Annotated in this window: 27 protein-coding genes and 1 pseudogene; 23 read left to right on the plus strand and 5 right to left on the minus strand. The window is 72.0% G+C overall.

The features are described from left to right. The first annotated feature begins 184 nt into the window (after positions 1 to 184). Positions 185 to 418 (plus strand): hypothetical protein, encoded by a 234-nt coding sequence (locus tag LXX_RS15840; RefSeq protein ID WP_223227641.1) that lies wholly within the window; start codon positions 185 to 187, stop codon positions 416 to 418. Then, the gene (locus LXX_RS10200) at positions 415 to 1,104 is read left to right on the plus strand and encodes a DUF1684 domain-containing protein (protein WP_050737920.1); all 690 of its coding nucleotides are present in this window, start codon (positions 415 to 417) and stop codon (positions 1,102 to 1,104) included. The genes LXX_RS15840 and LXX_RS10200 overlap by 4 nt, the downstream gene beginning before the upstream one ends. A 57-nt stretch (positions 1,105 to 1,161) precedes the next feature. On the opposite strand, the gene LXX_RS10205 is transcribed toward LXX_RS10200, so the two are convergent. Continuing rightward, on the minus strand, positions 1,162 to 3,378 hold the full coding sequence (locus LXX_RS10205) for a HelD family protein (RefSeq protein WP_176714770.1): 2,217 nt from the start codon (positions 3,376 to 3,378) through the stop codon (positions 1,162 to 1,164). A gap of 200 nt (positions 3,379 to 3,578) precedes the next feature. On the opposite strand from LXX_RS10205, the gene LXX_RS10210 reads away from it, so the two are divergent. Then, complete coding sequence (locus tag LXX_RS10210; protein ID WP_011186763.1) at positions 3,579 to 5,174, plus strand: DEAD/DEAH box helicase; 1,596 nt, start codon at positions 3,579 to 3,581, stop codon at positions 5,172 to 5,174. 30 nt (positions 5,175 to 5,204) lie between these two features. Here LXX_RS10210 and LXX_RS14465 read toward each other — a convergent pair whose 3' ends face one another. Beyond that, the gene (locus LXX_RS14465) at positions 5,205 to 5,390 is read right to left on the minus strand and encodes a hypothetical protein (protein WP_141692816.1); all 186 of its coding nucleotides are present in this window, start codon (positions 5,388 to 5,390) and stop codon (positions 5,205 to 5,207) included. A gap of 16 nt (positions 5,391 to 5,406) precedes the next feature. On the opposite strand from LXX_RS14465, the gene LXX_RS14470 reads away from it, so the two are divergent. Together LXX_RS14470 and LXX_RS10220 are read left to right on the plus strand one after the other, a co-directional pair. Next, positions 5,407 to 5,790, plus strand: coding sequence for a hypothetical protein (locus tag LXX_RS14470; protein ID WP_192807299.1), 384 nt, complete (start codon positions 5,407 to 5,409; stop codon positions 5,788 to 5,790). A gap of 32 nt (positions 5,791 to 5,822) precedes the next feature. Next, positions 5,823 to 6,035: a hypothetical protein gene (locus tag LXX_RS10220; RefSeq protein WP_041767742.1), complete on the plus strand. Its 213-nt coding sequence runs from the start codon at positions 5,823 to 5,825 to the stop codon at positions 6,033 to 6,035. Positions 6,036 to 6,052: 17 nt separating this feature from the next. Here LXX_RS10220 and LXX_RS10225 read toward each other — a convergent pair whose 3' ends face one another. Beyond that, complete coding sequence (locus LXX_RS10225; RefSeq protein WP_041767745.1) at positions 6,053 to 6,634, minus strand: NUDIX hydrolase family protein; 582 nt, start codon at positions 6,632 to 6,634, stop codon at positions 6,053 to 6,055. Positions 6,635 to 6,747: 113 nt separating this feature from the next. Between LXX_RS10225 and LXX_RS10230 the strand changes: the two genes are divergently transcribed. The 6 genes and pseudogenes from LXX_RS10230 to LXX_RS10255 all read left to right on the plus strand — a co-directional run bounded on the left by LXX_RS10230 (position 6,748) and on the right by LXX_RS10255 (position 12,952). Continuing rightward, entirely contained in the window at positions 6,748 to 7,398 is a 651-nt protein-coding gene (locus LXX_RS10230; protein ID WP_011186766.1) for an alpha/beta hydrolase, read from the plus strand. A gap of 49 nt (positions 7,399 to 7,447) precedes the next feature. Continuing rightward, positions 7,448 to 8,694 (plus strand): annotated as a pseudogene (locus LXX_RS15845) (DEAD/DEAH box helicase); the annotation flags it as partial. Positions 8,695 to 8,696: 2 nt separating this feature from the next. Next, positions 8,697 to 9,683: an Lhr family helicase gene (locus LXX_RS15850; RefSeq protein WP_041767750.1), complete on the plus strand. Its 987-nt coding sequence runs from the start codon at positions 8,697 to 8,699 to the stop codon at positions 9,681 to 9,683. A gap of 9 nt (positions 9,684 to 9,692) precedes the next feature. Next, positions 9,693 to 10,478 (plus strand): DNA-formamidopyrimidine glycosylase family protein, encoded by a 786-nt coding sequence (locus LXX_RS10245; protein WP_011186767.1) that lies wholly within the window; start codon positions 9,693 to 9,695, stop codon positions 10,476 to 10,478. A gap of 211 nt (positions 10,479 to 10,689) precedes the next feature. After that, on the plus strand, positions 10,690 to 12,336 hold the full coding sequence (locus LXX_RS10250; protein WP_011186768.1) for an LCP family protein: 1,647 nt from the start codon (positions 10,690 to 10,692) through the stop codon (positions 12,334 to 12,336). A gap of 238 nt (positions 12,337 to 12,574) precedes the next feature. Next, the gene (locus tag LXX_RS10255; RefSeq protein WP_041767756.1) at positions 12,575 to 12,952 is read left to right on the plus strand and encodes a DUF3566 domain-containing protein; all 378 of its coding nucleotides are present in this window, start codon (positions 12,575 to 12,577) and stop codon (positions 12,950 to 12,952) included. Here the strand turns inward: LXX_RS10255 and LXX_RS10260 are convergent. Continuing rightward, positions 12,933 to 13,544, minus strand: a complete 612-nt coding sequence (locus tag LXX_RS10260; RefSeq protein ID WP_011186770.1) for a TetR family transcriptional regulator — start codon at positions 13,542 to 13,544, stop codon at positions 12,933 to 12,935. The genes LXX_RS10255 and LXX_RS10260 overlap by 20 nt on opposite strands. 55 nt (positions 13,545 to 13,599) lie before the next feature. Between LXX_RS10260 and LXX_RS10265 the strand changes: the two genes are divergently transcribed. From LXX_RS10265 to LXX_RS10295, 7 genes are all read left to right on the plus strand, one after another. Continuing rightward, positions 13,600 to 14,241, plus strand: coding sequence for a biotin transporter BioY (locus LXX_RS10265; RefSeq protein ID WP_011186771.1), 642 nt, complete (start codon positions 13,600 to 13,602; stop codon positions 14,239 to 14,241). After that, entirely contained in the window at positions 14,238 to 15,296 is a 1,059-nt protein-coding gene (locus LXX_RS10270) for an AMP-binding protein (RefSeq protein ID WP_011186772.1), read from the plus strand. Before LXX_RS10265 ends, LXX_RS10270 begins: the two co-directional genes overlap by 4 nt. Beyond that, positions 15,289 to 16,404, plus strand: coding sequence for a thiolase family protein (locus LXX_RS10275; RefSeq protein ID WP_011186773.1), 1,116 nt, complete (start codon positions 15,289 to 15,291; stop codon positions 16,402 to 16,404). Before LXX_RS10270 ends, LXX_RS10275 begins: the two co-directional genes overlap by 8 nt. Further along, positions 16,401 to 17,087 carry an energy-coupling factor ABC transporter ATP-binding protein gene (locus tag LXX_RS10280; RefSeq protein ID WP_011186774.1) on the plus strand — a complete coding sequence of 229 codons (687 nt, stop codon included), beginning with the start codon at positions 16,401 to 16,403 and terminating at the stop codon, positions 17,085 to 17,087. Before LXX_RS10275 ends, LXX_RS10280 begins: the two co-directional genes overlap by 4 nt. Beyond that, complete coding sequence (locus tag LXX_RS10285) at positions 17,081 to 17,692, plus strand: energy-coupling factor transporter transmembrane component T family protein (RefSeq protein WP_011186775.1); 612 nt, start codon at positions 17,081 to 17,083, stop codon at positions 17,690 to 17,692. The genes LXX_RS10280 and LXX_RS10285 overlap by 7 nt, the downstream gene beginning before the upstream one ends. Continuing rightward, the gene (locus LXX_RS10290; protein ID WP_011186776.1) at positions 17,689 to 18,042 is read left to right on the plus strand and encodes a CHY zinc finger protein; all 354 of its coding nucleotides are present in this window, start codon (positions 17,689 to 17,691) and stop codon (positions 18,040 to 18,042) included. Before LXX_RS10285 ends, LXX_RS10290 begins: the two co-directional genes overlap by 4 nt. Positions 18,043 to 18,221: 179 nt before the next feature. Next, positions 18,222 to 18,710, plus strand: coding sequence for a DUF805 domain-containing protein (locus LXX_RS10295; RefSeq protein ID WP_011186777.1), 489 nt, complete (start codon positions 18,222 to 18,224; stop codon positions 18,708 to 18,710). A 627-nt stretch (positions 18,711 to 19,337) separates the two neighbouring features. Here LXX_RS10295 and LXX_RS10300 read toward each other — a convergent pair. Then, positions 19,338 to 20,609, minus strand: a complete 1,272-nt coding sequence (locus LXX_RS10300; protein WP_011186778.1) for an Nramp family divalent metal transporter — start codon at positions 20,607 to 20,609, stop codon at positions 19,338 to 19,340. A gap of 173 nt (positions 20,610 to 20,782) precedes the next feature. On the opposite strand from LXX_RS10300, the gene LXX_RS10305 reads away from it, so the two are divergent. The 5 genes from LXX_RS10305 to LXX_RS10325 all read left to right on the plus strand — a co-directional run bounded on the left by LXX_RS10305 (position 20,783) and on the right by LXX_RS10325 (position 25,202). After that, positions 20,783 to 22,048 (plus strand): LCP family protein, encoded by a 1,266-nt coding sequence (locus tag LXX_RS10305; RefSeq protein ID WP_223227642.1) that lies wholly within the window; start codon positions 20,783 to 20,785, stop codon positions 22,046 to 22,048. Between the two features lie 74 nt (positions 22,049 to 22,122). After that, positions 22,123 to 22,404 (plus strand): hypothetical protein, encoded by a 282-nt coding sequence (locus LXX_RS10310; protein WP_011186780.1) that lies wholly within the window; start codon positions 22,123 to 22,125, stop codon positions 22,402 to 22,404. A gap of 139 nt (positions 22,405 to 22,543) precedes the next feature. Further along, positions 22,544 to 22,741 carry a FeoA family protein gene (locus LXX_RS10315; protein WP_218060889.1) on the plus strand — a complete coding sequence of 66 codons (198 nt, stop codon included), beginning with the start codon at positions 22,544 to 22,546 and terminating at the stop codon, positions 22,739 to 22,741. Then, on the plus strand, positions 22,738 to 24,639 hold the full coding sequence (locus LXX_RS10320; RefSeq protein ID WP_011186782.1) for a ferrous iron transporter B: 1,902 nt from the start codon (positions 22,738 to 22,740) through the stop codon (positions 24,637 to 24,639). The genes LXX_RS10315 and LXX_RS10320 overlap by 4 nt, the downstream gene beginning before the upstream one ends. Continuing rightward, complete coding sequence (locus LXX_RS10325) at positions 24,636 to 25,202, plus strand: NifU family protein (RefSeq protein WP_041767761.1); 567 nt, start codon at positions 24,636 to 24,638, stop codon at positions 25,200 to 25,202. Before LXX_RS10320 ends, LXX_RS10325 begins: the two co-directional genes overlap by 4 nt.

Raw genomic sequence — 25,202 nt, forward strand, 5'->3', positions numbered from 1 at the left:
TTTCCCCGCGGTGTGGTCCCCGGGTGAGCGTCCGGGCGCTCGGAGCCGTCACCGTGGGCACACAGGTCGTCCGGCTCGACACGCTCCGCTCCGCAGACCCTCGCGAGTCTGAGACGCGCATCCTGCGCGACAGCGGCGGGGGAGCGGCGGCATCCTCGCCGCGCTCCCCCGCCTCGATCACCGGATGGCGATCGCTCCCGACCCAGCGGTTCCCTCCGCTGACGGCCGGCAGCGCACGCTCTACCGCGACCGCCTGATCGTGCGGGCGGGAGCGCTGACACCTGTGGTCTGGTACGGGCTGTGGGCGTTCTGGCAGTGGCGCGGGGGGCGCCTGCGCCGGCTCGCGCCAAACTGGGCATACGATCCGGGGACGGACCCGGCCCGGGTCACCGGCGAAGCGGAGGAGAGGCGATCGTGAGGGGAGCCGAGAAGAGGGCGGCGGGCAGCGCGAGTCCCGCGGCAACGGCGGCGCACATAGCCGACTGTCGGCGGCGCGTTTTCGGGCTGTACGCGTCGGTGCGGCAACGGGCCGCGACCGACCCCGCCGCCGCGCACGCACACTGGGTCTCGTGCCGGAACGAGCTGCTCGCCTCACATCCCGCGTCGCCGCTGCTCGAGGCGGACCGGAAAGGGTTCACCGGGCTGCCGGTCGCGGCGTACGACCCCGGCTGGCGCTTCGAGCTGCCGGTGCTGGCCGCAGACGAGCCGCGGCGAATGGCGGTCGAGACCGGCACCGACGGCGTCATCCCGTTCGAGCTGCTCGGGACGGTCCGCGTGCCGCTGGCGGGGACGCTGGAGGTGTGGCGGCTCGCGTCCTACGGGGGCGGGCTGTTCGTTCCGGTGAAGGACGCGCTCGCCGGACACGGCGGCGGGACGTACGGCGGCGGCCGATACCTGATCGACACCATCAAAGGGGCGGACCTCGGCCTCGGCTCGGCGGGGGACAGCCTCACGGCCGGCTCCGAGACGAGACTGGTGCTGGACTTCAATTTCGCCTACAACCCGTCCTGCGCGTACGATCCGGCCTGGGCGTGCCCGCTGGCGCAGGCAGGCAACACGCTTCCAGTCGAGGTGCCAGTCGGCGAGCGGTACCCGGGGACGTGAGAACCGCGCCCGGCGGCCAGCGCGAACGCGACAACGCGCAGCGCGAGGCGGTCCGGGTCAGCGCTCCACCAGCGTCAGCCGCTGGGTCGGCCGGGTCATCGCCACATAGAGCGCCGCCGCCCCGCGCGACGACTCCGCGGCGAGCGCGTCCGGGTCCGCCAGCACGACCGCGTCGAATTCGAGGCCCTTGGCTTCGTAGCCGGTGAGGACGGCGATCGGGAGCGTCAAACCCGCGGCGCCGCGGGCCACCTCCTCCGCGAACCGCTCGAGGACGGCCCGGGCCACCGTCTCGAGGTGCGCGTGCGGGACGATGACCGCCACCGTGCCCGCGGCGTCCACCTGCCGATCGTGGTCGATGGCGGCGACGACCGCCTCCGCGAGAGACGGCTGCGCGTACACGCGGCGCACCGGCCAGTCTCCCTCGCGCACGGCGCGGGCCGGGGTGACCGGCAGACCGGCGGCGCTCGCGATGCGCTCGGCTTCGCGCGCGATCTGCGCGGGCGTCCGGTAGTTCACGGTCAGCTCTTCGAGCCGCCACGTATCTTTGAAAACGGGGCGGAGGGCATCGTCCCAGCTGACAGCCCCCGCGGCGGAGACGGCTTGGGCGATGTCGCCGACGATGGTGAACGACTTCATGGGGCAGCGGCGGACGAGCACACGCCACTGCATCGGCGAGAGCTCCTGAGCCTCGTCCACGACGACGTGCCCGTAGGCCCACGAGCGGTCGGCGGCGGCGCGTTCGGCGGTCGTCCCGCGATCCGGCCGCTCCGAAAACCCGTCCGCGAGCCGCTCGGCGCTGACGAGTCCCTCGACGCCCAGAGTGCGGATGGTGGCCCGGGCGTTCTCGAGGTCGAGCCTGCGCTGGCTGTCCCGCTCGCGGGCGGCGGGATCGGGACGGCCGGGGAAATCGCCCAGCAGCTCGGCCGCCTCGTCCAGCAGCGGGACATCCGCGATGGTGAACGGCTCGCTGCGGTCACGGTGCAGGGCGGCGCGCTGAGCCTCGGTCCAGCGCGGTGTCAGCTCGGCGAGCCAGGCAGGCCGGGCATACAGATCCTGGAGGAGCTTCTGCGGGGACAGGGGCAGCCACGCCGTATTGAGGAGGACCCGCACGTCGCAGGACATGCGGAGATCCTCACGCAGCATTCTCAGATCGGCGTCGTCGATGGTCGAACCGCCCCGGCGGAGCTGTGCGGCGAGTTGCTCGGTGAGCGCGGCGAGGGCAATCTTGACAAAAGCGACTCGGGCGGCATTGTGCGGTTTCCCGGTGCGCTGGGCCTTTGCGATGGCGCGCCGGATGAGGTCGGGAGCGACGACGAGACGCTCGTTGCCGACCACGACGGTCTGCTCGGTCTCCGGCGCCTTCTGGCGGGCCCGCACGGCGTGGGAGAGCAGCCGGGCCATCGTCGCAGCGCCTTTCAGCAGAGCGGCTTCCGGGCTGTCCTCGGCCGTCGCCTCGACGCCGGGGAAGAGCTCCCCGAGGGTCTGCATGACGACGCCGGTCTCCCCGAGCGAGGGCAGCACCGCGTCGATGTAGCGGAGGAAGGCTGGCGACGGTCCGACGACGAGCACGCCGGAGGAGCTGAGCCGCTGCCGGTTCGCGTAGAGCAGGAAGGCGGCGCGGTGGAGCGCGACGGCGGTCTTGCCGGTCCCTGACCCGCCCTGGACCACGAGCGCACCGCGGATGTCGGAGCGGATGATGCGGTCCTGCTCGGCCTGGATGGTCGCCACGATGTCGTGCATCCGTCCGGTGCGCTGGGCCGTCATCGCGGCGAGGAGCGCCCCCTCGCCCTGCACCCGCGCCCCCGGGTCGTGGCCGTCGGTGAGCAGGGACTCGTCGAACACCTCGTCGTCCACCCGAACGACCTGGCGGCCGGTCATCGTGAGATGGCGGCGGGCGCGGACGCCCATCCGCTCGGCCGCCGTCGCCTGGTAGAAAGCCGTCGCCTGCTGGGCGCGCCAGTCGACGAGGAGCGAACGCTGGTCGTCGTCGCGCAGGCCAAGGCGGCCGATGTACCGGTGGTCGGAGCCGTCGGAGGGTTCCTCCAGGAGCAGGCGGCCGAACACGAGCCGCGCCTCCACCTCCCGCAGCTGTATGAGCTGGTCCTCGTACAGGCGCGCGAACGAGTCGCGCTCGCTGTGGGCCTGATGGTTGCCGCCGACGCTCTCACGGCGCACCCGAGTCAGCCGCTCGGCCGTCTCGGCCCGAAGCGCGTCCAGGCGCTCGTACAGGCCGGAGACGACGGCCCGTTCGCGTTCCAGCTCGGATTCCTGCACGCCGACCGCCTTCCTGTTTTCCAGGGCCGATAGTCTACGGCCTCCGGCCGCGAAGCAACTCCCAGCCGGAGCCGGTAGACTCGTGATATAGCGCGATCGCCGGGACCCGCCCCGTCGCGCACTCAGACCTTCGATCCTCCCCTCCACGGCGAGCGCCGCGCCTTCCGACGCCGCCTCGCCCGCTGCCCGAAAGGCGCCCCGTGACCCACCAGACCTTCGCCGAACTCGGCGTGCCCGCCGCCCTCGTCTCCGTCCTCGCCGCCGACGGCAAAGCCGAACCGTTCCCCATCCAGGCCGGCACCCTCCCCGACACCCTCGCGGGACGGGATGTGCTGGGACGGGGCAAGACCGGCTCCGGCAAAACCATCGCGTTCTCGCTGCCGCTCGCGGCGCGGCTCGGCGCTGACCGCGCGGGCGCCGCTTCCCGGGGGCGCCGCCCGCGCGGCCTCGTCCTGGCCCCGACGCGCGAGCTCGCAACCCAGATCGACGCGACCCTCGCACCGCTCGCGGCGGCGCTGGACTTGCGGACGACGACCATCTTCGGCGGCGTCTCGCAGAACCGCCAGGTCACCGCCCTCCGGGCCGGCGTCGACATCGTCGTGGCCTGCCCTGGGCGGCTGGACGACCTCATGAAGCAGGGGATACTGTCGCTCGACGCGATCGAGATCACCGTGCTCGACGAGGCCGACCACATGGCCGACCTCGGCTTCCTGCCGACCGTGACCCGCATCCTGGACAAGACACCGGCCGGCGGCCAGCGCCTGCTGTTCTCGGCGACACTGGACAACGGCGTGGACAAACTCGTGAAACGCTTCCTCCGCGATGAGGTGCTGCACTCGGTGGACGAAGCGACCAGCCACGTCGAGGCCATGACGCACCACGTCTTCGAGGTCGCCGAAGCGGAAGCGAAGAAAGAGCTGGTCAACGCGCTTGCCTCCGGCCAGGGGCGGCGCATCCTGTTCACCCGGACGAAGCACCAGGCCAAGCGCCTGGCCAAGCAGCTCACCTCCGCCGGCGTCCCCGCCGTCGATCTGCACGGAAACCTCAGCCAGGGCGCCCGAGACCGCAACCTCGCGGCCTTCGGCTCCGGCGATGTGCGCGTGCTCGTCGCCACGGATGTCGCCGCGCGCGGCGTGCATGTGGACGATGTGGAACTCGTCGTCCACGTCGACCCGCCCGCCGAGCACAAGGCCTACCTGCACCGCTCCGGACGCACCGCGCGCGCGGGGAGCGCGGGAGATGTCGTCACGGTGATGCTGCCGGAACAGGCGGGCGACATGCGCAGCCTGCTGCGGGCAGCCGCGATCACGACGACGCCGCAGAAGGTGACATCGCGGTCAGAGCCGGTGCGCGCACTCGTGGGCGAGCCGGCTGAGCGCATCGCCCCGGCCGCACCGGGGCAGGGCGGCGGGCGCGGACAGGGCGCAGGCCGCTCGGCAGGCACCGGCAGCGGACGGGACACCGGCCGCGATCGCAACGGCCGCGATCAGCGCCCGCGGGCGCAGACCGGCGGAAACGCCCCCGCCCGCTCACGGACGCAGACCGGCCAGGCCACGCTGCCCGCGAACGGCCGGCCCGGAGCGCGCCGGGCGAGCAGCGACGGGCGCAGCGGGGAGGTGCGCGTCGTCCACAGCACCTCGACGCGAGACCCCCACAGCGAGCGGAGCGCGACCGCGGAGCGGCAGTCCGCCGGGCGGGCGGGCGGGGCCGGAGACGAGGGTACGCCCTCGGGTCGTCGCCGTCGCCGAGGCGGCAGGGGCCGGGGCGCGAACAGCGCAGCCCCCACCGCCGGCTGACCCGCAGCCTCCGGACGATTGCGAACCGTCTCAGCGTGCGGCAGCCGTCCCCTCCGGCGTGGTGCGGGCGGCGAGCGCCGCGGTGCCCGCCCGCCCTCTCCCGCAGGCGTGGGACTCGATGACCGGCGCTGAACCGACGGAGACGGAGACGTGGACGGACGGGGAGAACGCGCACACGCGGAGCATCTTCGCCGACGGGTCGCGATCGGAGCTCACCAGCCAGATCCCGCGCGTGGAAGCGTCCGACGGCCGGACAGGCAGGGCTGCCTCTGTGCGCTCCACCCCGCTCGGCCCGTACCCCTACGGGTGGAACTTCAACGGCTGCAAGGTGCGGCACAGCGAACCACTGCTGACGTTCTGGTTCACGATGAATGTGCGCACCCTCGGCAGCGCCGCCGGGTATCCCGCCCAGATCACATCCGTTAGCCCAGTGTACGCCAACGTGGTTGGCGGAACCTCGAACAACCCAAGCACCTACATCGGGCGCAGCTCCGGCTCGACCAACAGCAGCCCCGCCTACGCCATCGGAGCGCTGTCGGTCACCTACAGCGCAGTGGCGAGCTTCAACTACGCCATCCGAGGCAACGTCGGCTACACCATCTGGGCCAGCTACTAGAGGACGCCGACCTCTGATGAAAGGATAAAAGCATGCATCTGATGGTCGTGCTTCTTGTCTGGGGCGGTGTCACCGTGGTGGTCGTTGCGGGGATCGCACTCCTCGCGTACCTCATCCGCAGGCCGCGAGCAATCGCAACGACCCTTGATCCAGAAAGCAGCACAACGAAGCGCGGCACTGCCGCCCGCGCTCCCAAGCCGGAAGCCTTGGGAGCGGAGGTGTGTACGCACGAAGCCCGGCCGTGAATCGCGCGGGGCGGAGACTAAAAGAGCCTTCCGGCCGCGCCCATCGCCGCTTTGATCAGCGCCCCTCGGCCGCCTTCGAGCTCGTCGCAGACGGTCGATGACACCGCTTCCTCCGGTGTCATCCAGGTGATCTCGAGCGCGTCCTGCCGCGGCTCGCAGGTGCCGGTGACCGGGACGACGTACGCGAGAGACACCGCATGCTGCCGCTCGTCAGTGTAGGGCGAGACGCCCGGCAGCGGAAAGTACTCCGCCACCTGGAACGGGAGCGGGCTCACCGGCAGCAGCGGGAACGCCATCGGGCCGAGGTCCTTCTCCAGGTGGCGGAAGAGCGCCTCGCGCAGCGTCTCTCCGTACATCACGCGGCCGGAGATGAGGGTGCGCGTGATCTCCCCCACAGCGTTCGCCCGCAGGAGAACGCCGACCTCGGCGACCTGCCCGAGGCCGTCGACGCGGACCGGAACTGCCTCGACGTAGAGCAGAGGCAGGCGGCGGCGCACCTGCTCCAGCTCGATGTCGCTCAGCCAGGCCGGACCGGCCTGCCGGCCGTCGCCCGGGGTCGGGTCGGGGGTGGGCTCCGGGTCGGGGGTTCGCACGCTCATGGACCGATCCTACGGAACGGCGTCCGGGCCGGACCGCAGCGACCGGGTGCTGTGGAAAGGCGGCACTCGATCGGGGGCTGTGGAGAGACACCGGCCACGACGCACAATGGAGGGTGGCGTTCCCCGCTCCAGACCTCCGCATCGATCGTGAAGCGGTGCTCTGGTCCGCGGGTGAGCGCGATCGCGTCGGCCGACCGATCCTCGTCCTCCTGCACGGCTACGGCTCCGACGAGGCCGATCTGTTCGGCATCTCCGCGTACCTGCCGCTGGAGCCGGTGATCGCCTCGCTGCGGGCACCCATCCCGGAAGGCCCCGGCTTCGCGTGGTTCTCACGGTTCACCAACGTCCCGGCCGACCCGCTCGCAGGGAACGCCGACGCGGCCGCCCGCGCGGTGCTGGACTGGCTGGCCGAACAGCCGGAGGCTCCGACCGGGCTGCTCGGCTTCTCGCAGGGCGGAGCCCTCGCCCTCCAGGTGCTGCGGCTGGCTCCGGAGCGCTTCGACTACGCGGTCACGCTCTCCGGCTTCGTGGTGCAGGGCAGGCAGGACGGGGATGCCCGGCTCGCCGAACGCCGCCCTCCGGTGTTCTGGGGGCGCGGCACGCTCGACGAGGTCATCCCGGGCGTGTCGATCGACCGCGCAGCGGACTGGCTGCCCGCGCACTCGGCGCTCGACCAGCGCGTCTACGAGGGGATGGGCCACGCCATCTCCCAGCTGGAGCTGGGCGACATCTCGGCGTTCATCCGCGAGCTTCTGCCGCGCTGAGCCGAGCTCGCCAGGCCGCGATGTCGGCGGCCGGGGGCATGATGGGTGGATGAGCGACGTGCTCGACCGGTTCTCCCCCGCCACCCGAGATTGGTTCCGCGGGGCCTTCGCCGCACCGACCGAGGCGCAGACGGGCGCGTGGGAGGCGATCTCGCGGGGTCGGCACGCACTGGTGATCGCGCCGACCGGTTCCGAGAAGACGCTCGCTTCCTTCCTCTGGGCGATCGACCGCCTGGCGAGCGAGCCGCGGCCGGCCGATGCGAAGCCTGGGACGCGCGTGCTCTACATCTCGCCGCTGAAGGCGCTCGGCGTGGATGTGGAGCGGAACCTCCGCGCGCCGCTCGTCGGCGTGACGCAGACAGCGAAACGGCTCGGGGCGGAGCCGCCGCACGTCAGCGTGGGCGTGCGCTCGGGCGACACCCCCTCGGCCGGCCAGCGGGCGCTCATATCGAATCCGCCCGACATCCTGATCACCACACCGGAGTCGCTCTTCCTGATGCTGACCTCGCAGACCCGGGAGACGCTGAGAACGGTCGAGACGGTGATCGTCGACGAGGTTCACGCGGTCGCCTCGACCAAACGCGGTGTACACCTGGCGCTCTCCCTGGAACGGCTGGACGCCCTGCTGCCGAGCCCCGCGCAGCGGATCGGGCTGTCGGCGACGGTGCCGGCCGCCGGACGAGGTCGCCCGCTTCCTGGCCGGGCAGGCCCCGGTGGAGATCGTCGCGCCGCCCACGGGCAAGCGGTTCGACCTGCGCATGGTCGTGCCGGTCGAGGACATGAGCGAGCTCGGCGCCTCCACCTTCGCGAGCGGCGGCAACGACGGTTCGGCACCGCAAGCGGGGTCCATCTGGCCGCACGTCGAAGAGGCGATCGTCGATCGGGTGCTCGCCCACCGATCGTCCATCGTGTTCTCGAACTCGCGACGGCTCGCGGAACGGCTGACCGCCCGCCTGAACGAGATCTACGAAGAGCGGACGCTCGGCGGGACGGAGAGCGAGGAGGCCGGGGAAGCCGCGGGCGCAGAGAAAGCCCCCCCCCCCCCCGGCCGAGCTGATGGGCGCCGCCGGCCAGACCCGCGGCTCGCAGGCCGTGACGGACGATGCCGAGGCCCCCGTGCTCGCGCAGGCTCACCACGGCTCCGTCAGCAAGGAGCAGCGCGCCCTGATCGAGGACGACCTCAAATCCGGCCGCCTGCGCTGCGTGGTCGCGACGTCGAGCCTGAAGCTCGGCATCGACATGGGCGCGCTCGCCCCCCCCCCCCGGTCGAGTCCGGGCCCGACCAGGTGCAGCGGGGAGTGCTGGCGGCCCTCGCTCGCGGCGGCGGGTACTTCTTCCGCCAGCTCTCGGACGCTCTCGGGGCGGAGAGCGGCGCGCCGGTGGACGACTCCACACTCGTCACCGCTCTCTGGGACCTCGTCTGGGCGGGACTGGTCACCAACGACACGCTCGCGCCGCTGCGCACGCACACGGGCGGCGGCACCGCACACAAGCGGCCCCGCCAGCCGACACGCTCCCGGATGTACCGCGGGCGGGCAAGCGGGCGCTCGGCGGTGACCGCCCGGATGGGGCCGCCGACCGCAGCCGGGCGCTGGGCTCTGCTCCCGGAGCGTGACCTCGCCTCCACGGTCCGCGCCCACGGGCAGGCCGAGACGCTGCTCGAGCGGTACGGCTTCGTCACCCGGGGCTCGGCGATGAACGAGGGGACGCCCGGTGGATTCGCCCTCGCGTACAAAGTGCTGAGCGGGTTCGAGGGGACCGGGCGGGCGCGCCGCGGCTACTTCGTGGAGACGCTGGGCGGTGCGCAGTTCGCGAGCGGGCCGACCGTGAACCGGCTGCGTTCGTTCGCGCGTGACCACACGCAGGAACGGCCGTTCGGGGCGGTCGCGCTGGCCGAGACCGATCCGGCGAATCCGTATGGCGCCGCGCTGCCGTGGCCGGCCGTCCCGCGAGCGGACGGGGGCGCGACCGGCTCGGGGACCGGGCACCGCCCCGGGCGGAAGGCCGGAGCGCTCGTCGTCCTGGTCGACGGCGATCTGACACTGTACGTCGAACGCGGCGGCAAGAGCCTCCTGAGCTTCGTGGCGGCGGAGACAGACGATGCGGGCCGCCCGGCGCTGGCGGCGACGGCGCGAGCCCTCGCGGCGCTGGTGACCGGCCGGCGCGTGGACATACTGGCGATCGAGACCGCAAACGGCGGCTTCGTACTCGGGACGCCGCTCGGCGAAGCGCTCACAGAGGCGGGCTTCCTGCCCACCCCGCGCGGGCTGCGGCTGCGCGGATGAGGCCCGCGCATGCCTGAGGGAGACACCGTCTACCAGGCCGCTGACCGGCTGCGCCGGGCGCTCGCGGGGCGGGTGCTCACGGCCACCGACTTCCGCGTACCCGCGTATGCGACCGTGGACCTCAGCGGGCAGCGCGTCGACGAGGTGGTCAGCCGCGGGAAGCACCTGCTGATCCGGGTGGGCGGGCACAGCGTCCACAGCCACCTGAAGATGGACGGCTCGTGGGAGGTGTACCCGCCGGGCGGCCGCTGGCGGCATCCCGCGCACCAGGCGCGCGTCGTGCTCCGGACCGCGGAAGGCGAGGCGGTCGGGTTTCTGCTCGGGACGCTGGACCTGCTTCCCCGGGAACGGGAGGACGAGGCGGTCGACGATCTCGGGCCGAATCTGCTGGACCCGGGCTGGGATGCGGCTTCGGCCGCCGAGGCGGTGCGACGCCTCCGGGAGCGTCCCGGGGCGCCGGTCGCGGTCGCCCTGCTCGATCAGCGCGCCCTCGCGGGGATCGGGAACGTCTACGCGAACGAGCTGTGCTTCCTGCGCGGGATGCTGCCGACCCGGCCGGTGCGCGAGGCGGACATCCCCGCCGCGGTCGATCTCGCCCACCGGTTGCTGGCCGCGAACCGCGACCGGAGCGTGCGGGTGACGACCGGCGACACCCGCCGCGGGCGCACCACCTGGGTGTACGGACGGCAGGGGCAGCCGTGCCGTCGCTGCGGGACACCGATCCGGCGGGGCCGGCTCGGGTACACGGAGCTGACGGAGCGGGTCACCTCCTTCTGCCCGGTCTGCCAGAGCTGATCCGGGCCGTCCGACCCCGGCTGGGGCGAGCGGCCCAGATGCGCGAGCGGGCACAGCGGAACCGTAAGAGTTCTCGCAACGGCTCTTCTCCGTGCGACGACGGGGAGAGCGGCCCGGACTTGCTAACGATTTCTCGGGAAATTTTCGTGAAAACAGGCCCTTCGCAGGGTAGGCGCTCTAATGTTCCGGTGTGCGACGCCCGAATTTCTCTGTGAACGATCCCGGTGCCGACGGCAATGAACCGACGACCGAGATCGTCGGCCGCGTCCCCGCGGACCAGCAGCGCGACCCGCGCCGGCCGGTTCGGGCGACCCGGCCGGCAGCCGAGACGGCTTCGGGGCGCACACGGGCCGGTGCGAGAACGGCGGAGTTCGATCCGTTCGGGCTGGGCGGAGGGGGTCACAGCGGAGACGGCGGCCGGGGTGGCCCGGCCCTCCCGGAAAACGGCGGCGGAGGCTCCGGGGGCGACCGTCCTCCCCGCAAGCGCCGCCGCGCGAAGCGGATCCTCGCCTGGACGGCGGCCTGCCTCGCTGTGCTCCTGATCGTCGTGGGCGGGTACGCGGCCTACAGCTACTTCCGGTTCATCGGGGGCGTCTCCCACGTCGATGTGATCGACAAGCCGGCGCACGACGCGGACGGCCGGGACCAGAACATCCTGCTGGTCGGCGACGACCACCGGCCCGATGGCGCGACGAAGGCCGAACTCGACCAGCTGAGCACCACCGGCGACGGGGGCGGCACCAACACGGACACGATGATGATCCTGCACGTCCCGGCCGATGGGAAGTCCGCCACGCTGATCTCACTGCCGCGCGACTCCTGGGTGGCGGTGCCCGGCCACGGGATGAACAAACTCAACGCCGCGTTCTCGCTCGGCGGCGGCGCGAGCGACTCGGCCGCGGGCGCGAAGCTGCTCATCCAGACCGTGCAGAACCTCACAGGGCTGGGCATCGACCACTACGTCCGCGTCTCGCTGCTCGGCTTTTACACCATTGCTAAGGCTCTCGGGCCGATCGAGGTGTGCCTGAACGAGGCGGTCAACGACCCCTACTCGGGAGCGAAGTTCCCTGCCGGGGTCTCGACGCTGGACGCGAAGCAGGCGCTGTCGTTCGTGCGCCAGCGGCACGGACTGCCGCGCGGCGACCTGGACCGCGTCGTCCGCCAGCAGTACTTCCTCTCCGTCGAGGCGCGCAAGTTCCTCTCCGCGGGGACGCTGCTGAACCCGGGCAAGCTGACAAAGGTGCTGGACGCCGTGAGCGGCTCGATCGAGACCGACCCCGGTCTCGACTTCTTGCAGCTCGCCGCTCAGCTGCAAGGACTGACTGGCGGCAAGATCCAGTCGGCGACGATCCCGATCACCGGCACTCCGACCATCACCGTCGACGGCCAGGACCTCTCGATCGTCGAGGTGGACACGGCCGCGATGCCGGCGTTCATCCAGCGCCTGATGGGCACGCCGAGCGCCTACGACGACGCCAAGGCCGCGAAACCAGCGGAGACCACCGTCACCGTCCTCAACGGCGGCAGCGAGAACGGCGCCGCCGCCAGCGCGACCCAGACCTTCGCCGCCGCGGGGTTCAAGACCGGGACGGCCGGCGACGCGAGCACCCGCGCGACCACGGTCATCCAGTACCCGAAGGGCCAGGAGTCGCAGGCTAAGGCCGTCGCCGCCTACCTCCCCGGGGCCACAGCACAGGAGACAGCCAGCGTCAGCACGGTGACGGTCGTCCTCGGCGACGACGGCATCATGCCCGCCGCGCCGTCCACGGCGGCCCCGGGCTCGCCGGCCCACGCCACGCCGGCGCCCACGCCCTCCGGTCCGGCGACCAGCTACTCGGACAAGGTGTGCATCAACTGACGCCACGGGCGGGGCGCTCGACCGCCATCCCCCCATCTGCCACCCGGCCGAGGCGGCGGGAAGCGTGCTACGCCGGTCGAGCGTCCTCCCTCGCCACCCTAATAAATGCATACACCCTAATAAATGCATAATCGGCCGATCGGTTCGCTTCCCTATCCACCCTGCCTCGCGGCGTTCGCTAGAATGAACACCCGGGAAACGCCGTCATCCGGTGGCAGCACCAGCACGGGGAGGCACGATGCCGGCACAGAAGAAGCAGGCCAAGCAAGTGATCATGCGCCTGGTCTACGTCGATTTCTGGTCGGCGCTGAAAATGTCCTTCCTGGTCAGCCTGGTCGTGGCCGCATTCACTGTCGTGCTGGCGCTTCTTCTCTGGACGGCCCTCGAACGCTTCGGAGCCATCGGGGCAGCAAGCGACTTCCTGACCAGCATCGCCGGAAAGAAAGGCGCCGAGCTCGTCTCCGACCTGACGTTCCCGAACGTGATGACCTTCACCCTGGTCGTCGCCCTGCTGGAAGTCATCGTCGTCTCCGCACTCGGGGCAATCGCCGCCGCGCTCTACAACCTCGCCACCAACGTCGCCGGAGGCTGGAAGCTCATTTTCGGGAACGAGTGAGTTCCAGTCCGCTCACCAGGAGGCCGACGCCGAAGCCGAAACCGAAGGCCGGATCTTCCGGACCGGTCGCCGCCCCCCGACCGGTCCCGGCCAGGACACCGAGGCTGTCGTACTGCATCCGCTGCTGCTCGTGCGAGACGTGCCCGAGGATGAAGTGCAGCAGTGCGTCGGCGGCACGGCGGGAGGTCGCCGCGTCGAAGCCGCCGCCCGCGACGGCGCTCGCGAGACGGTCGCGCGCGACGGGCGAGCCGAGTCCGAGCGCGAACGTGCTGGCGACCACCTCGGCACCGTCGCGGCAGGCGAGCAACGCTTCCCGGAGCCGGTCGGCCTCGGCGCGGACAGCGTTCGTCCATGACCCGGGAGGCTCCGGGCGGACGGGCGTCGCCGAGCGCGCGACGATGCGGTCCGCGAGTTCGGCCAGCAGGGTCTGTTTGTTGGGGAAATGCCAGTAGAGCGCGCTCGGCTGCACGTCGAGCGCCGCCGCCAGGCGGCGCATCGTGAGATCGGGAAGCCCGACATCGTCGAGAATGCGCAACGCCGCCTCCGCCACATCGTCGCGAGTGCGCCGACGTGTGCTTTCGGTGCCTGTCACGGCACCACTATAGTGAACGCTGTTCAGGTGAACACCGTTCAGTTTAGGATCCGCCATGACCTCCGCCCCCGCACCGGCCCCGCACCGCGCACACTCGCGCCGCCTCGACGCGCGGGACATCGCGCGCGTCGCCGCCTTCGCCGCGCTCGTCGCCGTCCTCGGACTGCCCGGCGGGATCACACTGTTCGGCGCTGTGCCGATCACCGCGCAGACCCTCGGCGTGATGCTGGCGGGCGCGATCCTCGGCCCGTGGCTCGGCGCCCTCTCGATGACCATTCTTCTCGCACTCGTCGCCGTGGGGCTGCCGCTCCTCGCCGGCGGGCGCGGCGGCGCGGCGGTCTTCGCGGGGCCCTCCGCCGGCTACGCGCTCGGCTGGGTCTTCGGGGCCTTGACGATCGGCCTCCTCGTCCACGCGGGCGGGCGGAAGCCGGTGCTCTGGCGCACGGCGCTGGGGATCGCGACCGGCGGCATCCTCGTCGTGTACGCGGCCGGCATCCCCGTGCAAAGCTTCGTGACCCGGCTGCCGCTCGCCGAGACAGCACTGACCAGTCTTGTGTTCGTCCCCGGCGACATCGCGAAAGCGACGCTCGCGACGGCCATCACGATGACACTGGTGCGCGCCTACCCGCGCGCGTTCCGCCGCACCTGGCCAGACCAGCCGCCGCGACCGGCGCCGGAGACGGCGCGTGTCCTGTGATCATCCTCCTCCGCTCGGGCGACCCCGCCCTCCTCGAACGGCTGAGCGCCGTCCGATCAGCCGGCGACATCCCTCTCGTCGGCGACGACCGCTGGGGGCGTGCGCAGTGGACGGCTGTGTGGGCGGCCGCCGCGGCGGCACGGCCTCCGGCCGGGACGGCGTGGGCGACGCTGACCTCGGGCAGCAGCGGCGCACCGCGCATCGTGTTGCGGAGCGAGGAGTCGTGGGCGGCCTCCTACGCAGCGGTCGCGGGGTATCTGGGGGTCGGGCGGGGGGACGCTGTGGCGGTTCCCGTTCCGGCATCGTCGTCGCTCACGCTCTTCTCGCTCGCGCACGCGCTCGCCGCCGGCCTCCGCCCGGCCATCGGCCCCGCCGCCGTCGGCTCCGCCGCCGCGCTGCACGCGACGCCGCAGGCGCTCCACGCCGCGCTCGAGACTCCCGCGCCCTCCGTCCCGCTGCGCTCCGCCCTCGTCGGCGGCTCCCACCTCGACCCTGCGCTCCGTTCCCGCGCCGCCGCCGCGGGCGTCCGCCTGACCGCGTACTACGGCGCAGCCGAACTCTCCTTCATCGCCATCGACTCCAGCGACGGCCTGCGGGCCTTTCCCGGTGTCGAACTCGACCTCCGCGACGGGACGCTCTGGGTCCGTTCCCCCTTCCTGGCCTCCGGCTACGCCGGCACACCCGTGCCGCTGCGCCGCGACGGCGCTTGGGCGACCGTCGGGGACCGCGCCGAGTCGTCGGGCGGGCGGCTGCGGCTGCTCGGCCGGGCCGACGACGCCATCCTGAGCGCATCGGCCACGATCGTCCCGGAGGAGGTCGAAGCCGTGCTGCGGACGGCGCCCGGTGTTCGCGATGCCGTGGTGTTCGGCCTCCCGAGTGGTCCGATCGGGGCGCTGGTGGCAGCGCTGATCGAGCCGGAGCCCGGGCAGGACATCGAGCTGCCGGCGCTCCGCGCCGGTGGTTCGCGGGAGCGCTCCCCAGGACCGCGTCGGGGAAACCTGCGCGCGCCGAAGCGGCCCGCCGCGCGCGACGGGGAGGTGCGGCTGCTTGGCTGACCCCGTCATCATCGCCGCACGCCGCACACCCATCGCCACCCGCGGGCGCGCGCTCGCCGGTTTCCGGGTGGAAGAGCTGGCCGCTCCGGTGCTGCGGGCCGTGTTCGCGGACGGGGAGGCCGCCGCGAACGCTTCCCTCCCGCTCGCGGATGTGCTTCTCGGCAACTGTATGGGGCCGGGCGGCAACCCGGCGCGCGTGGCCGCTCTCGCGGCGGGGTTCGGTGCGGCGGTGCCCGGCGGAACCGTCGACCGGCAGTGCGGGAGCGGTCTCGCGGCCGTGCTCGACGCGGTCTCGGCGATCCGCGCGGGCGATGGCCGGGTGCGACTGGCGGGTGGCGCGGAAAGCGCCTCCACAGCGCCCGTCCGCGCCTCCGGCGGTGTCCCCTACGACCGCGCTCCGTTCGCACCGGCCGGGTTCCCGGACCCGGACATGCCGCGCGCAGCGGAGGACCTCGCCCAGGCGGACGGGATCTCGCGGGAGCGGCAGGACGCCTACGCGGCCCGCAGCCACGCGCGCGCCCGCGCTGCGCGGGAGGCCGGCCGGTTCGCCGGCGAGCTGGTTCCCCTCGGCGGGTGCGACAGCGACGACGCGATCGGCGGGGCCGCCCTGCTGCTCGGGCGGCTTCCCGCGCTCTTCCCTGGCGGAACGCTGACGGCGGGGACCTCGACGCGCATCGGCGACGGCGCGGCCGCCGTGCTGGTCGCCCCGCCGGGAACGGCAGCGGGGCTCGCCGTGCGCTCCGGGGCGATCGTCGGCTGCGGCCCGGCCCGGCCCGGAGCCGGAGCGGCGCCGGCCATCCTCGCTGCGCTCGAGGCGGCAGCGGTATCGGTCGGCGACATCGCCGCGATCGAGCTGGTGGAAGCGTTCGCCGCGCAGAGTCTGGCCGTACTCGGCCGCATCGGCGTCGCGGACGACGACCCGGGCGTCTGCGCGGACGGCGGTGCGCTGGCGCTGGGGCACCCCTGGGGGGCGAGCGGGGCGGTGGCACTGGTTCGGCTGTTCAGCCGGCTGGTCCGCTCGGGGACCCCGGCCGGGACCCTCGGTGTAGCGGCCGCTTCCATCGGTGGCGGGATGGGTGTGGCCGCCGTGGTGGAGGTGGTGCGGTGAGTGTGCTCCACCTCGACGCCGTCACGGTCAGCCTGGGCGGCGCCGCCGCGCTGCGCGAGGTCTCGCTCACGCTCGATGCCCGCACGATCGCGGTGATCGGGGAGAACGGGTCGGGCAAGTCAACGTTCGCACGGCTGCTCGGCGGGCTGGCCGAGGCCACCGCGGGGGAGGTCCGCATCCTGGGCCTCGATCCGCGCCGGGACGCCGCCGAGCTGCGCCGCCGCACCGCTCTCGTGTTCAGCAACCCGGACGCGCAGATCGTGATGCCGACCGTCGCGGAGGATGTCGCCTTCTCCCTCCGCCGGGAGCGACTGCCGCGCGCGGAGTCGGCGGCGAGGGTCGCTCAGGCGCTCCAGCGCTTCGGGCTTGCGGCCCTGGCCGATCGGCCCTCGCACGATCTCTCCGGGGGCCAGAAGCAGTTGCTCGCCCTGTGCGGCGCGTTCGTCCGGAGGCCGGAGCTGGTCGTCGCCGATGAGCCGACGGCGTACCTGGACGCGCGCAATGCCCGCCGCGTGGCCGGCCACCTGTTGGAGGACGCCGGGCACCGGCTCGTCCTCGTGACGCACGACCTCGACCTGGCGGCGCGCTGCGAGACGGCGGTGCTGTTCGCGGAGGGCCGTCTCGCGGCGACCGGCGCTCCGGAGACGGTGCTCTCCGAGTACCAGAGGAGGCTCGCGTGCTGACGCTCTACCGGCCCGGGAACGGCTGGCTGCACCGGATGCCGGCCGGTCCCAAGACCCTCCTGATCCTCACGCTGGTCCTGGCCGTGTCGGTACTGCCGAGCCTGTGGGCCGCGGGAGCGGTCGCCGCTGGTGCGAGCGTCCTGAGCTACGCAGCGGCGGAACTCGGCGATGGGACGCTCGGGATGCGCGAGCTGGCGCGGCAAATCCTGGCCGTGCGGTGGCTGATCGCGATCACTCTCGCCGGTCAGCTCGTCTTCCTCGGACCGGAGCCGGCCGTCGCCAACACGGCCCGCGTGACGGCGGCGATCGCTCTCGCGGGGCTCCTCGTGCTGACCACACGGGCAACCGACCTGCTCGACGCCGTCGAGCGCGGCCTCCGCCCGCTCGCACGGGTGCGGCTCGACCCGGAGCGGGCGGCGCTGCTCCTGACGGTCACGTTCGGGACGATCCCCATGCTCGCCCGCCTGGCCGGGGACGTCCGGGACGCGCAGCGCGCCCGCGGCGTGCGTGGCGGCCCCGGCGCTTTCCTCGTCCCCTACACGATCGTCGTACTGAAGCACGCCGACGAGCTGGGCGATGCTCTGGCGGCGAGGGGCGTCCGGTGAGCCGGCCGCGGGTGCTCGGCCCGGTCGTGGACGAGGAGACCCGCTGCGTCCACTACCGCACCCCGCTGGACGTGATCGCCATCCGGTTCGCGTGCTGCGGCGAGTACTACCCGTGCCACCTCTGCCACGGCGAGACCGCCGGGCACCCTGCGCGACCCTGGCCGGCCGCCGAGCGAGGTGTACACGCCATCCTGTGCGGGGTCTGCGGGGAGACGCTCACCATCGCCGGCTACCTCGAGACGGAGAGCTGCCCGGTGTGCGCGACGCCGTTCAACCCGGGCTGCAAAGCTCATGCAGGACTGTACTTCGACGTCCGAACGGAGTCTGATGGCGCCACCGCACGCTCATAACCGGACCAGCGTCCGGTTTCGGTGTCGAGGTGTGCGGAGGCAGCCCGACGGCAGCCGCCTTCTGAGACCAGACACGCCGCGGGACAAACCCTGTCTGCGGCTCGGATGCGGTTGACTGACGCTCCAGCCTTTCCGCACCAAGGCTCGACCGCACCGCAGAACGAGAGGATCGACCGACCATGACGTACCAGACACCGCCCCCGCCCGCCCCGGGCGCATCGCTACCCGGTGAGACCGTTCCGCTCTGGGCTCCACTCCCCGGCGCGAGCCTCAGCGGGAGCGTGCGGCGCTTCTTCAAGAAGTACGCGGACTTCACCGGGCATGCGAGCCGCAGCGAGTACTGGTGGTGGTTCCTGTTCGAGATCATCGTCAACGCCGTGCTCTGGGGGCTCGCACTCGTCTCCGGCCTCGCCGACAGCGTCATCGCCCAGAACGGCACCGGGATCCCCGGTCCTGGCCCCTGGCTGGTCGGCGCCCTGGGGTTCCTCTGGTTCGTCGCGACGATCGTGCCGCGTCTGGCCCTGATCTGGCGTCGCCTCCACGACGCGAACCTCGCGGGGCCGTGGTTCTTCATCACATTCGTCCCGTTCGGCAGCATCGTGCTCCTGGTGTTCGCACTGCTTCCGTCGGCCCCGGCGGGCGCCCGGTTCGACCGGCCCCGCGGCTAACCCTCCGCCCCTTCCGCCGCCGCGGAGGATGACCCCCTGATTTCCTCCGTTTTTCGAGGGCCGGGTCGGCTGCCGTCACCTCAAGGGTGATATCCCGGCCATCGGCGGAGGATTGCGGCGACGCGGGAATGGCCCGTGCCTACCCTCGTGGAGAGCCGTCACTGAGTCGTGACGGACAACGCTCGGGGAGAGGTGATTGGGGCTCCATCCCCCGAACGGACGGCGCTTCGATGCGTCTCGCGGAGAGCTGCGCCGAACGCCGGCGTCTCTGGTGCGCCCCCGCGCGTCCTCTCGGACAACGGCCGGTCCCGCCGAGAGCCCAGCGCTACCGAAAGCCCTCTCCCTCCCGAAAGCCCAGGGCGATCGCGGGCTCCGCTGTGCCCTCGCCAACACCCCGGGCAAGCACCGGAGAAGGGGGAGGGATCGGGACCAATGCGGGTAAGCAACCGATCCCTCCCCGGGGCCCACCACCTGCTCGAATGGGAAGGCCCGCCGGCCCGGGGCGGCAACAGGACACGAACCCGTCCTCCTCGGGACATGTCCATCCTGTCCCGCCCGGCGGCCCCTGGGTGACGAACGAACCGAATTAGGCGCTCCACTCAAGCCAGCGCCATCCGGCCGGCGCCGTCACCCCAGCAGCGTCAGGACGACCAGGGCAAGGTTGAGCAGCACCACCAGCGCCGCGACAGCGCCGCCTGCGGCACGCACCCAGAGCGCGTCGGCCCGGTCGCCCATCAGGGCCCGGGAGCCGGTGAGGCGCAGCAGCGGGATCATCGCGAACGGGATGCCAAGACTGAGGACGACCTGCGACAGCACGAGCGCCCAGGTCGGGTCCACGCCGAGCGACAGGATGACGACGGCCGGGACAAGCGTGACGACTCGGCGCGCAAGCAGAGGCACCCGCACCGTGAGGAGCCCGCTCATGATGGCGGCCCCGGCGTAGCTGCCCACCGAGGTGGAGGCGAGACCGGAGGCCAGCAGGCCGATCCCGAAGATCACTCCGATGGCCGGACCGAGCGCCGCGGTGATCGCTGCGTGAGCGCCCTCGATCGTGTCGGTCCCGGGAACGCCCGGGAGGGACGCGGCCGCGAGCAGGAGCATAGCGATGTTGACGGCGCCGGCGACGATGAGCGCGAGAACGACATCCAGCCGGGTGGCGCTCAGCAGCGTGCGGATGCGGCCGGGGTCGCCGGTCACGCCGTGCCGGTCGCGCGCGAGGGCGGAGTGCAGGTAGATCGCGTGCGGCATCACGGTCGCTCCGAGCATGCTCGCGGCGAGCAGCACCGTGGGCGTCCCGTCGAAACGCGGGAGCAGCCCGCCCGCGGCCGCGCCCCACTCCACCGGGCTCACGACCAGCCCGGCGAGGAACCCGACGGAGATGACGGCGAGGAACCCGACGATGACCAGCTCGAACGTCCGCTGGCCGTGGCACGTTTGAAGGGCGAGGATGCCGATGGAGACCACGCCCACGATGAGCCCGCCGAGCGACAGCGGCAGCCCGAACAGCAGGCTCAGGGCGATCGCGCCGCCGATGACTTCGGCGATGTCGGTCGCGGCGGCCACCACCTCCGCCTGGGCCCAGTAGCCGCGCCGGGCGCCCGCGCCCAGCCGTTCACCGAGAAGCTCCGGGAGGCTCCGGCCGGTCAAGATGCCGAGCTTCGCCGACTGGTACTGCACGAACACCGCGATCGCGTTGGCGGCGACGAGCACCCACACGAGCAGGTACCCGTAGCTCGCTCCCGCCGTGAGGTTGGCCGCGACGTTCCCCGGATCGACATAGGCGATCGCCGCGACGAACGCGGGGCCCAGCAGCAGGAGCCGTCCGGCACCCAGCCGGCCCGCCCCTGACTCCGTCGCGCGCTCGCCCGCGGTGATGGCGACGTCGCCTCCTGTGCTCATCCTCTTTCTCCTCTCCGGGCCGACGGCATTGACCCCTGTCCATAATGTTAGGTGAGACTAACACTATTGTTCTTGATCACTCACGCCACTCAACCCGCCACCCGCACCACTCGGAGGCAGAGGACGCCACCTACGTTCTGAAAGCCGACCCGATGAAAGCGAGAGAACTGCCGATGACACCGGACGACCGCCCCATGACAGACAGCCGCCGCCCGATCCGCCACCGAGGGGCCGCGCGACGCCGCCGGCTCAGGATGCTGATCGCCGGCTCGCTCACCGCTGTGCTGGTCGCGGCCTGCGGAGTGGCAGCGTACGCCTACTTCGACCTCACCAGCTCCCTCCACCGCTCCGGCTTCACCCTGGCCGGACCGTCCGGCTCGCCCACACCGACCCCGCACGGCGAGGCGAACATCCTGGTGATGGGGCTCGACAGCCGGGTGGACCAGAACGGCGACCCGCTCCCACGTGAGCTGTACCAAGCGATCCACGCGGGCGACCAGAGCGACGGCGGATACAACGCGAATGTCCTCATGCTCATCCACCTGCCCGCCAACGGGGGGAAAGCGGTCGGGATCTCGATCCCCCGCGATGACTACGCCCCGCTTTCGGGTGCGCCGGACGGCGTGAGGATGTCCAAGATCAAGGAGGCCTACGGCCTCTCCCTCGACGAGAACCTGCGCACGCTGCGCAAACAGGGCGTCGCCCGGGCCGACGCCTACCAGAAGGCGCGCGCAGCCGCACGGCAGACCCAGATCCGGACGGTCTCGGACTTCCTCGGCGGCGTGCGGATCGACCACTTCGTCGAAATCACGATGGCCGCCTTCGAGCGCGTGGCGCAGGCGGTACAGCCCATCACGGTGTGCCTCAACCACGCGACGAAGGACAAGTACTCAGGCGCCGACTTCCCCGCGGGTGTGCAGGAGATCAACGCGGCGCAGGCGATGAGCTTCGTCCGGCAGCGGCGCGACACCGGGCCATCCGACCTCGAGCTGACCGATCTCGACCGGACGCGACGGCAGCAGGCGTTCATCCTCTCGCTCGCGCACAAGCTGCGGCGCGCCGAGACCTTCACCGACCTGGGCACGATGCAGCGGCTGCTGGACACCGCGAAGCAGTACATCGCCGTGGACGACGGGTTCGACCTGCTGAGCTTCGCCAGCGACGCGCAGCGGCTCTCCGGCGGCGGGCTGTCGTTCCAGACGCTGCCGATCGCGCGGTTCGCGACCATTGACGGGAAAGCCGTGAACATCGTGGACTCGGCGACGGTCCAGGGCATCGTCGCCGGTCTGCTCGGCACGGGAAGCGCTTCGCCGTCGCCGGCGACAGCGCCCCCGGCCACGGTGTCCACGACCCCGTCGCCGCCCGCTCCGAACCACACCGCGGCGACCACCGACCCGAACGCTCCGCTCCAGGCGGGCGGTATCCCCTGTGTGAACTGAGCCACTCACTCCCCCACTCAGACGGCTCACTGTGTGGATAGTTTCATAGCACGCACACCGACGGGAGGGTTCGGATGGGGACGTTGCAGATCGGCAGCACGGCACGGATCGAGCTGGACGACACGGAGCTGGAGCAGTTGCGGATCGCGATGGGGGTCAAGCTCCGGTGCCGGGAGATGTTCGCCGTGAGCTGGACGGAGCAGACGCAGCGGGGCGCGTCGGAGCAGAGCGTGCTCGTCGGTCCGGGTCAGCCGCTGCTGTTCTCCTTCGACTCCTGCGAGCGGCCGAAGACGGATCGCACCCGGGTGGGCGAGCTGCTCGGCGCCGCCAACACCCTGTCGGGTATGCGCATCTAGACGTCACCTAAACCCGTCTGCCGCTCCACTCGGACGCAAGTGGGTGCCACACGATGAGGACATGCCAAAGCGAATAAGGATAGCCTTACCTGACTCGACCGGCTCGAGTCCTCGCCTGTCCAGCGTCCTCCCAGGAGGCGTGGCCATTGTGCGCCGCGTCGCCGGGGAACGCCCAGAGGTGGTCCAGAGACTGCAAGACCTGGGCTTCGCGCCCGGAGCGACCGTCCGCGTGCTGCGGAGGGCCCCGCTCGGCGACCCAGCGCACTACCGCGTCGGGTCCGTCGAGATCTGCCTGCGCCGCGCCCAGGCGTCCCTGGTCGAAGTGGCCGAGGGATGAGTGCGGTCGAGACGCCGACGACACTCGCTCTCGTCGGCCAGCCGAACACGGGAAAGAGCAGCGTCTTCAACCTGCTGACCGGACTCACCGCCCGCACCGGCAACTACCCGGGCATCACCGTCGACCGGAAGCAGGGGACCTTCCAAGCGGACGGACGGCCATTCGTCGTGGAGGACCTGCCCGGGACGTACAGCCTGACGCCGCTCAGCCCGGACGAGGCGATCGTCACCGCCCGGCTGAGCGGGGAGGACGGGACCGAAAAGCTCCCCGACGCGCTTCTCGTCGTCATCGACTCCACGCGGCTCGAACAATCGCTCGTACTACTCGGGCAGATCCTGCGGAACGGCATCCGCACAGCCGTCGTCCTGACGATGACCGACGAGCTGGCGCGCCGAGGCGGGCACATCGACATCGACAGCCTGGAGCGGGCCATCGGCGCTCCGGTGATCTCCGCCGTCGCCACTCGGCGCTCCTCGGGCGCGCTGCTGCGCGAGTTCTGCTCCACGTCGACGACCTGGTCCGCGCCGCTCCTGCCGCCCCCAGCGGATCGGGAGGAACTGGTCGCGTGGACGCGCTCGGTCGCGGCCGCCGCCGGGCACCGTCCGCCGGGCGTCGACCACACGACGGACCGGGCGGACGCCCTGCTGCTGCATCCCGTCGTGGGCGTCGGTGTCTTCGCCTGCGTGATGTTCGTCTTCTTCCAGCTCATCTTCACCGTCGCCACACCGGCCCAGGACGCCATCACCGACCTCTGCGGCCAGCTCGCCACACTGGTCGACGCCGCGGTGCCGTGGCCGTGGCTGGCGAGCCTGCTGGCGGACGGGGTGATCGGCGGAGTGGGAACCGTCGTCGCCTTCCTGCCGCAGATCGCCCTGATGCTCCTCATGCTCGCCTTCCTGCAGGATTCAGGATACCTCTCCCGCGCGGCCTTCCTGATGGACCGGGTGATGTCGCACGCCGGACTGGAGGGCCGGGCGTTCGTGGCACTGCTCTCGTCGTTCGCCTGCGCCATCCCCGGGATCATGGCGACGCGCACCCTGCCCTCCGCACGCCACCGGATCGCGACCATGGTCGCCGCCCCCCTGGTCACCTGCTCCGCACGTCTCCCGGTGTACGTCCTCCTCGTCGGGATGCTGGTCAGCCCGCACGCCCGCTTCGGGCCCTTCCAGGCGCAGGGGCTGGTGATGTTCGCCCTCTACCTTTTCGGCGCGGTCGTCGCGATGGCGGCTTCCTGGGTGGTCGCGCGCCTCCAGGGCGGCCGGGGCGCGGAGGGGGTGTTCTTCTCGATGGAGATGCCGCCCTACCGGCGGCCCACGCTGCGCTCGCTGGCTCTGTCCACCTGGGCGGCCATCGCCATGTTCCTGCGCAAATGCGGCACCATCATCCTCGCCGCGAGCGTGGTCATGTGGCTCCTGCTCAACATCGCCGCTCCGGGCGCGGCCGTGGCGCGATCGGCCCCGGCTTCCGCGCCCGCGATCGACCGGAGCGTCGCCGCGGAGATCGGGCGCTTCGTGGAGCCGGTGTTCGAGCCGCTCGGCTTCGACTGGCACATCAACGTAGCGGTGCTCGCGTCGCTGACCGCGCGGGAGACCTTCGTCTCGACGCTCGGGCAGATCGCCGCCGACGACGACGCCGACCATCCCGCGGCCGCGCTGCGCGACATGGAGCGGGTGAACGAAGCGGGACGCGCGGTTCCGCTGTTCTCACCCGGCACGATCGCGGCTCTGATCGTGTTCTTCATGTTCGCGTTGCAGTGCATGTCGACCATCGCGGTGATGCGGCGGGAGTCCGGCGGCTGGCGCTGGCCCCTGATTGCCTTCGGGTCGATGTTCGCGCTCGCGTGGACAGGCGCCTGGATCGCGAACATCGCGTTCGGCTGGCTGACAGGCACGGCATGAGCGCCGTGCCGATGCATCCCGAGGCGGTACCCGGACACCCGGCGGCCCTCCTGTGGACGGTCCCGGACGGTCTGTTCCCCCGGAGCGGCAAGGTGATCGCCGCTCCGGGGGAGCTCGGCGCACTGCTGTCCGGCGGCGAGCTGGCCGAGCTGCGCCTGACCGGCGGGAAGGTGCTCGTCGAGCTGAACGATGTGCTTGGCTGGCGGCGGAACGGCGACGCGATCCGGCAGGCGCTGGGCGACGCGCTGAGCGCCCCCGGAACGTGGACGCTCTCGGGCCCGGCGAGCGTCCCACCGCCCGCTGACGACGAATCGCTGCGGGCCGCGCTCGTGCAGCTGCTCGATGGAGCCGCGGGAGACTTCATCCGCTCGCACGGAGGCCGGCCCACGATCGTCTCCGTCCACGATGGCGTCGTGACGCTGCGCCTGGGCGGAACCTGCGGCGCCTGCCCGGCGGCCGGCCAGACCGTCGCCACCCGGATCACGGCGCAGCTGCGGGAGAGTCATCCCGAGGTGCGCTGCGTGCTGGATGCGCCGGTGCTGTGGCCGCGCCGCGCGACCTGA

This window comes from Leifsonia xyli subsp. xyli str. CTCB07, assembly GCF_000007665.1.
Lineage (GTDB): Bacteria > Actinomycetota > Actinomycetes > Actinomycetales > Microbacteriaceae > Leifsonia > Leifsonia xyli_C.

Coding starts and splice junctions, on each gene's coding strand:
- LXX_RS15840 (WP_223227641.1), top strand. CDS start 185: ATGGCGATCGCTCCCGACCCAGCGGTTCCCTCCGCTGACGGCCGGCAG.
- LXX_RS10220 (WP_041767742.1), top strand. CDS start 5,823: ATGCATCTGATGGTCGTGCTTCTTGTCTGGGGCGGTGTCACCGTGGTG.
- LXX_RS10225 (WP_041767745.1), bottom strand. CDS start 6,634: ATGAGCGTGCGAACCCCCGACCCGGAGCCCACCCCCGACCCGACCCCG.
- LXX_RS10245 (WP_011186767.1), top strand. CDS start 9,693: ATGCCTGAGGGAGACACCGTCTACCAGGCCGCTGACCGGCTGCGCCGG.
- LXX_RS10255 (WP_041767756.1), top strand. CDS start 12,575: ATGCCGGCACAGAAGAAGCAGGCCAAGCAAGTGATCATGCGCCTGGTC.
- LXX_RS10265 (WP_011186771.1), top strand. CDS start 13,600: ATGACCTCCGCCCCCGCACCGGCCCCGCACCGCGCACACTCGCGCCGC.
- LXX_RS10295 (WP_011186777.1), top strand. CDS start 18,222: ATGACGTACCAGACACCGCCCCCGCCCGCCCCGGGCGCATCGCTACCC.
- LXX_RS10300 (WP_011186778.1), bottom strand. CDS start 20,609: ATGAGCACAGGAGGCGACGTCGCCATCACCGCGGGCGAGCGCGCGACG.
- LXX_RS10305 (WP_223227642.1), top strand. CDS start 20,783: ATGACACCGGACGACCGCCCCATGACAGACAGCCGCCGCCCGATCCGC.
- LXX_RS10310 (WP_011186780.1), top strand. CDS start 22,123: ATGGGGACGTTGCAGATCGGCAGCACGGCACGGATCGAGCTGGACGAC.
- LXX_RS10320 (WP_011186782.1), top strand. CDS start 22,738: ATGAGTGCGGTCGAGACGCCGACGACACTCGCTCTCGTCGGCCAGCCG.
- LXX_RS10325 (WP_041767761.1), top strand. CDS start 24,636: ATGAGCGCCGTGCCGATGCATCCCGAGGCGGTACCCGGACACCCGGCG.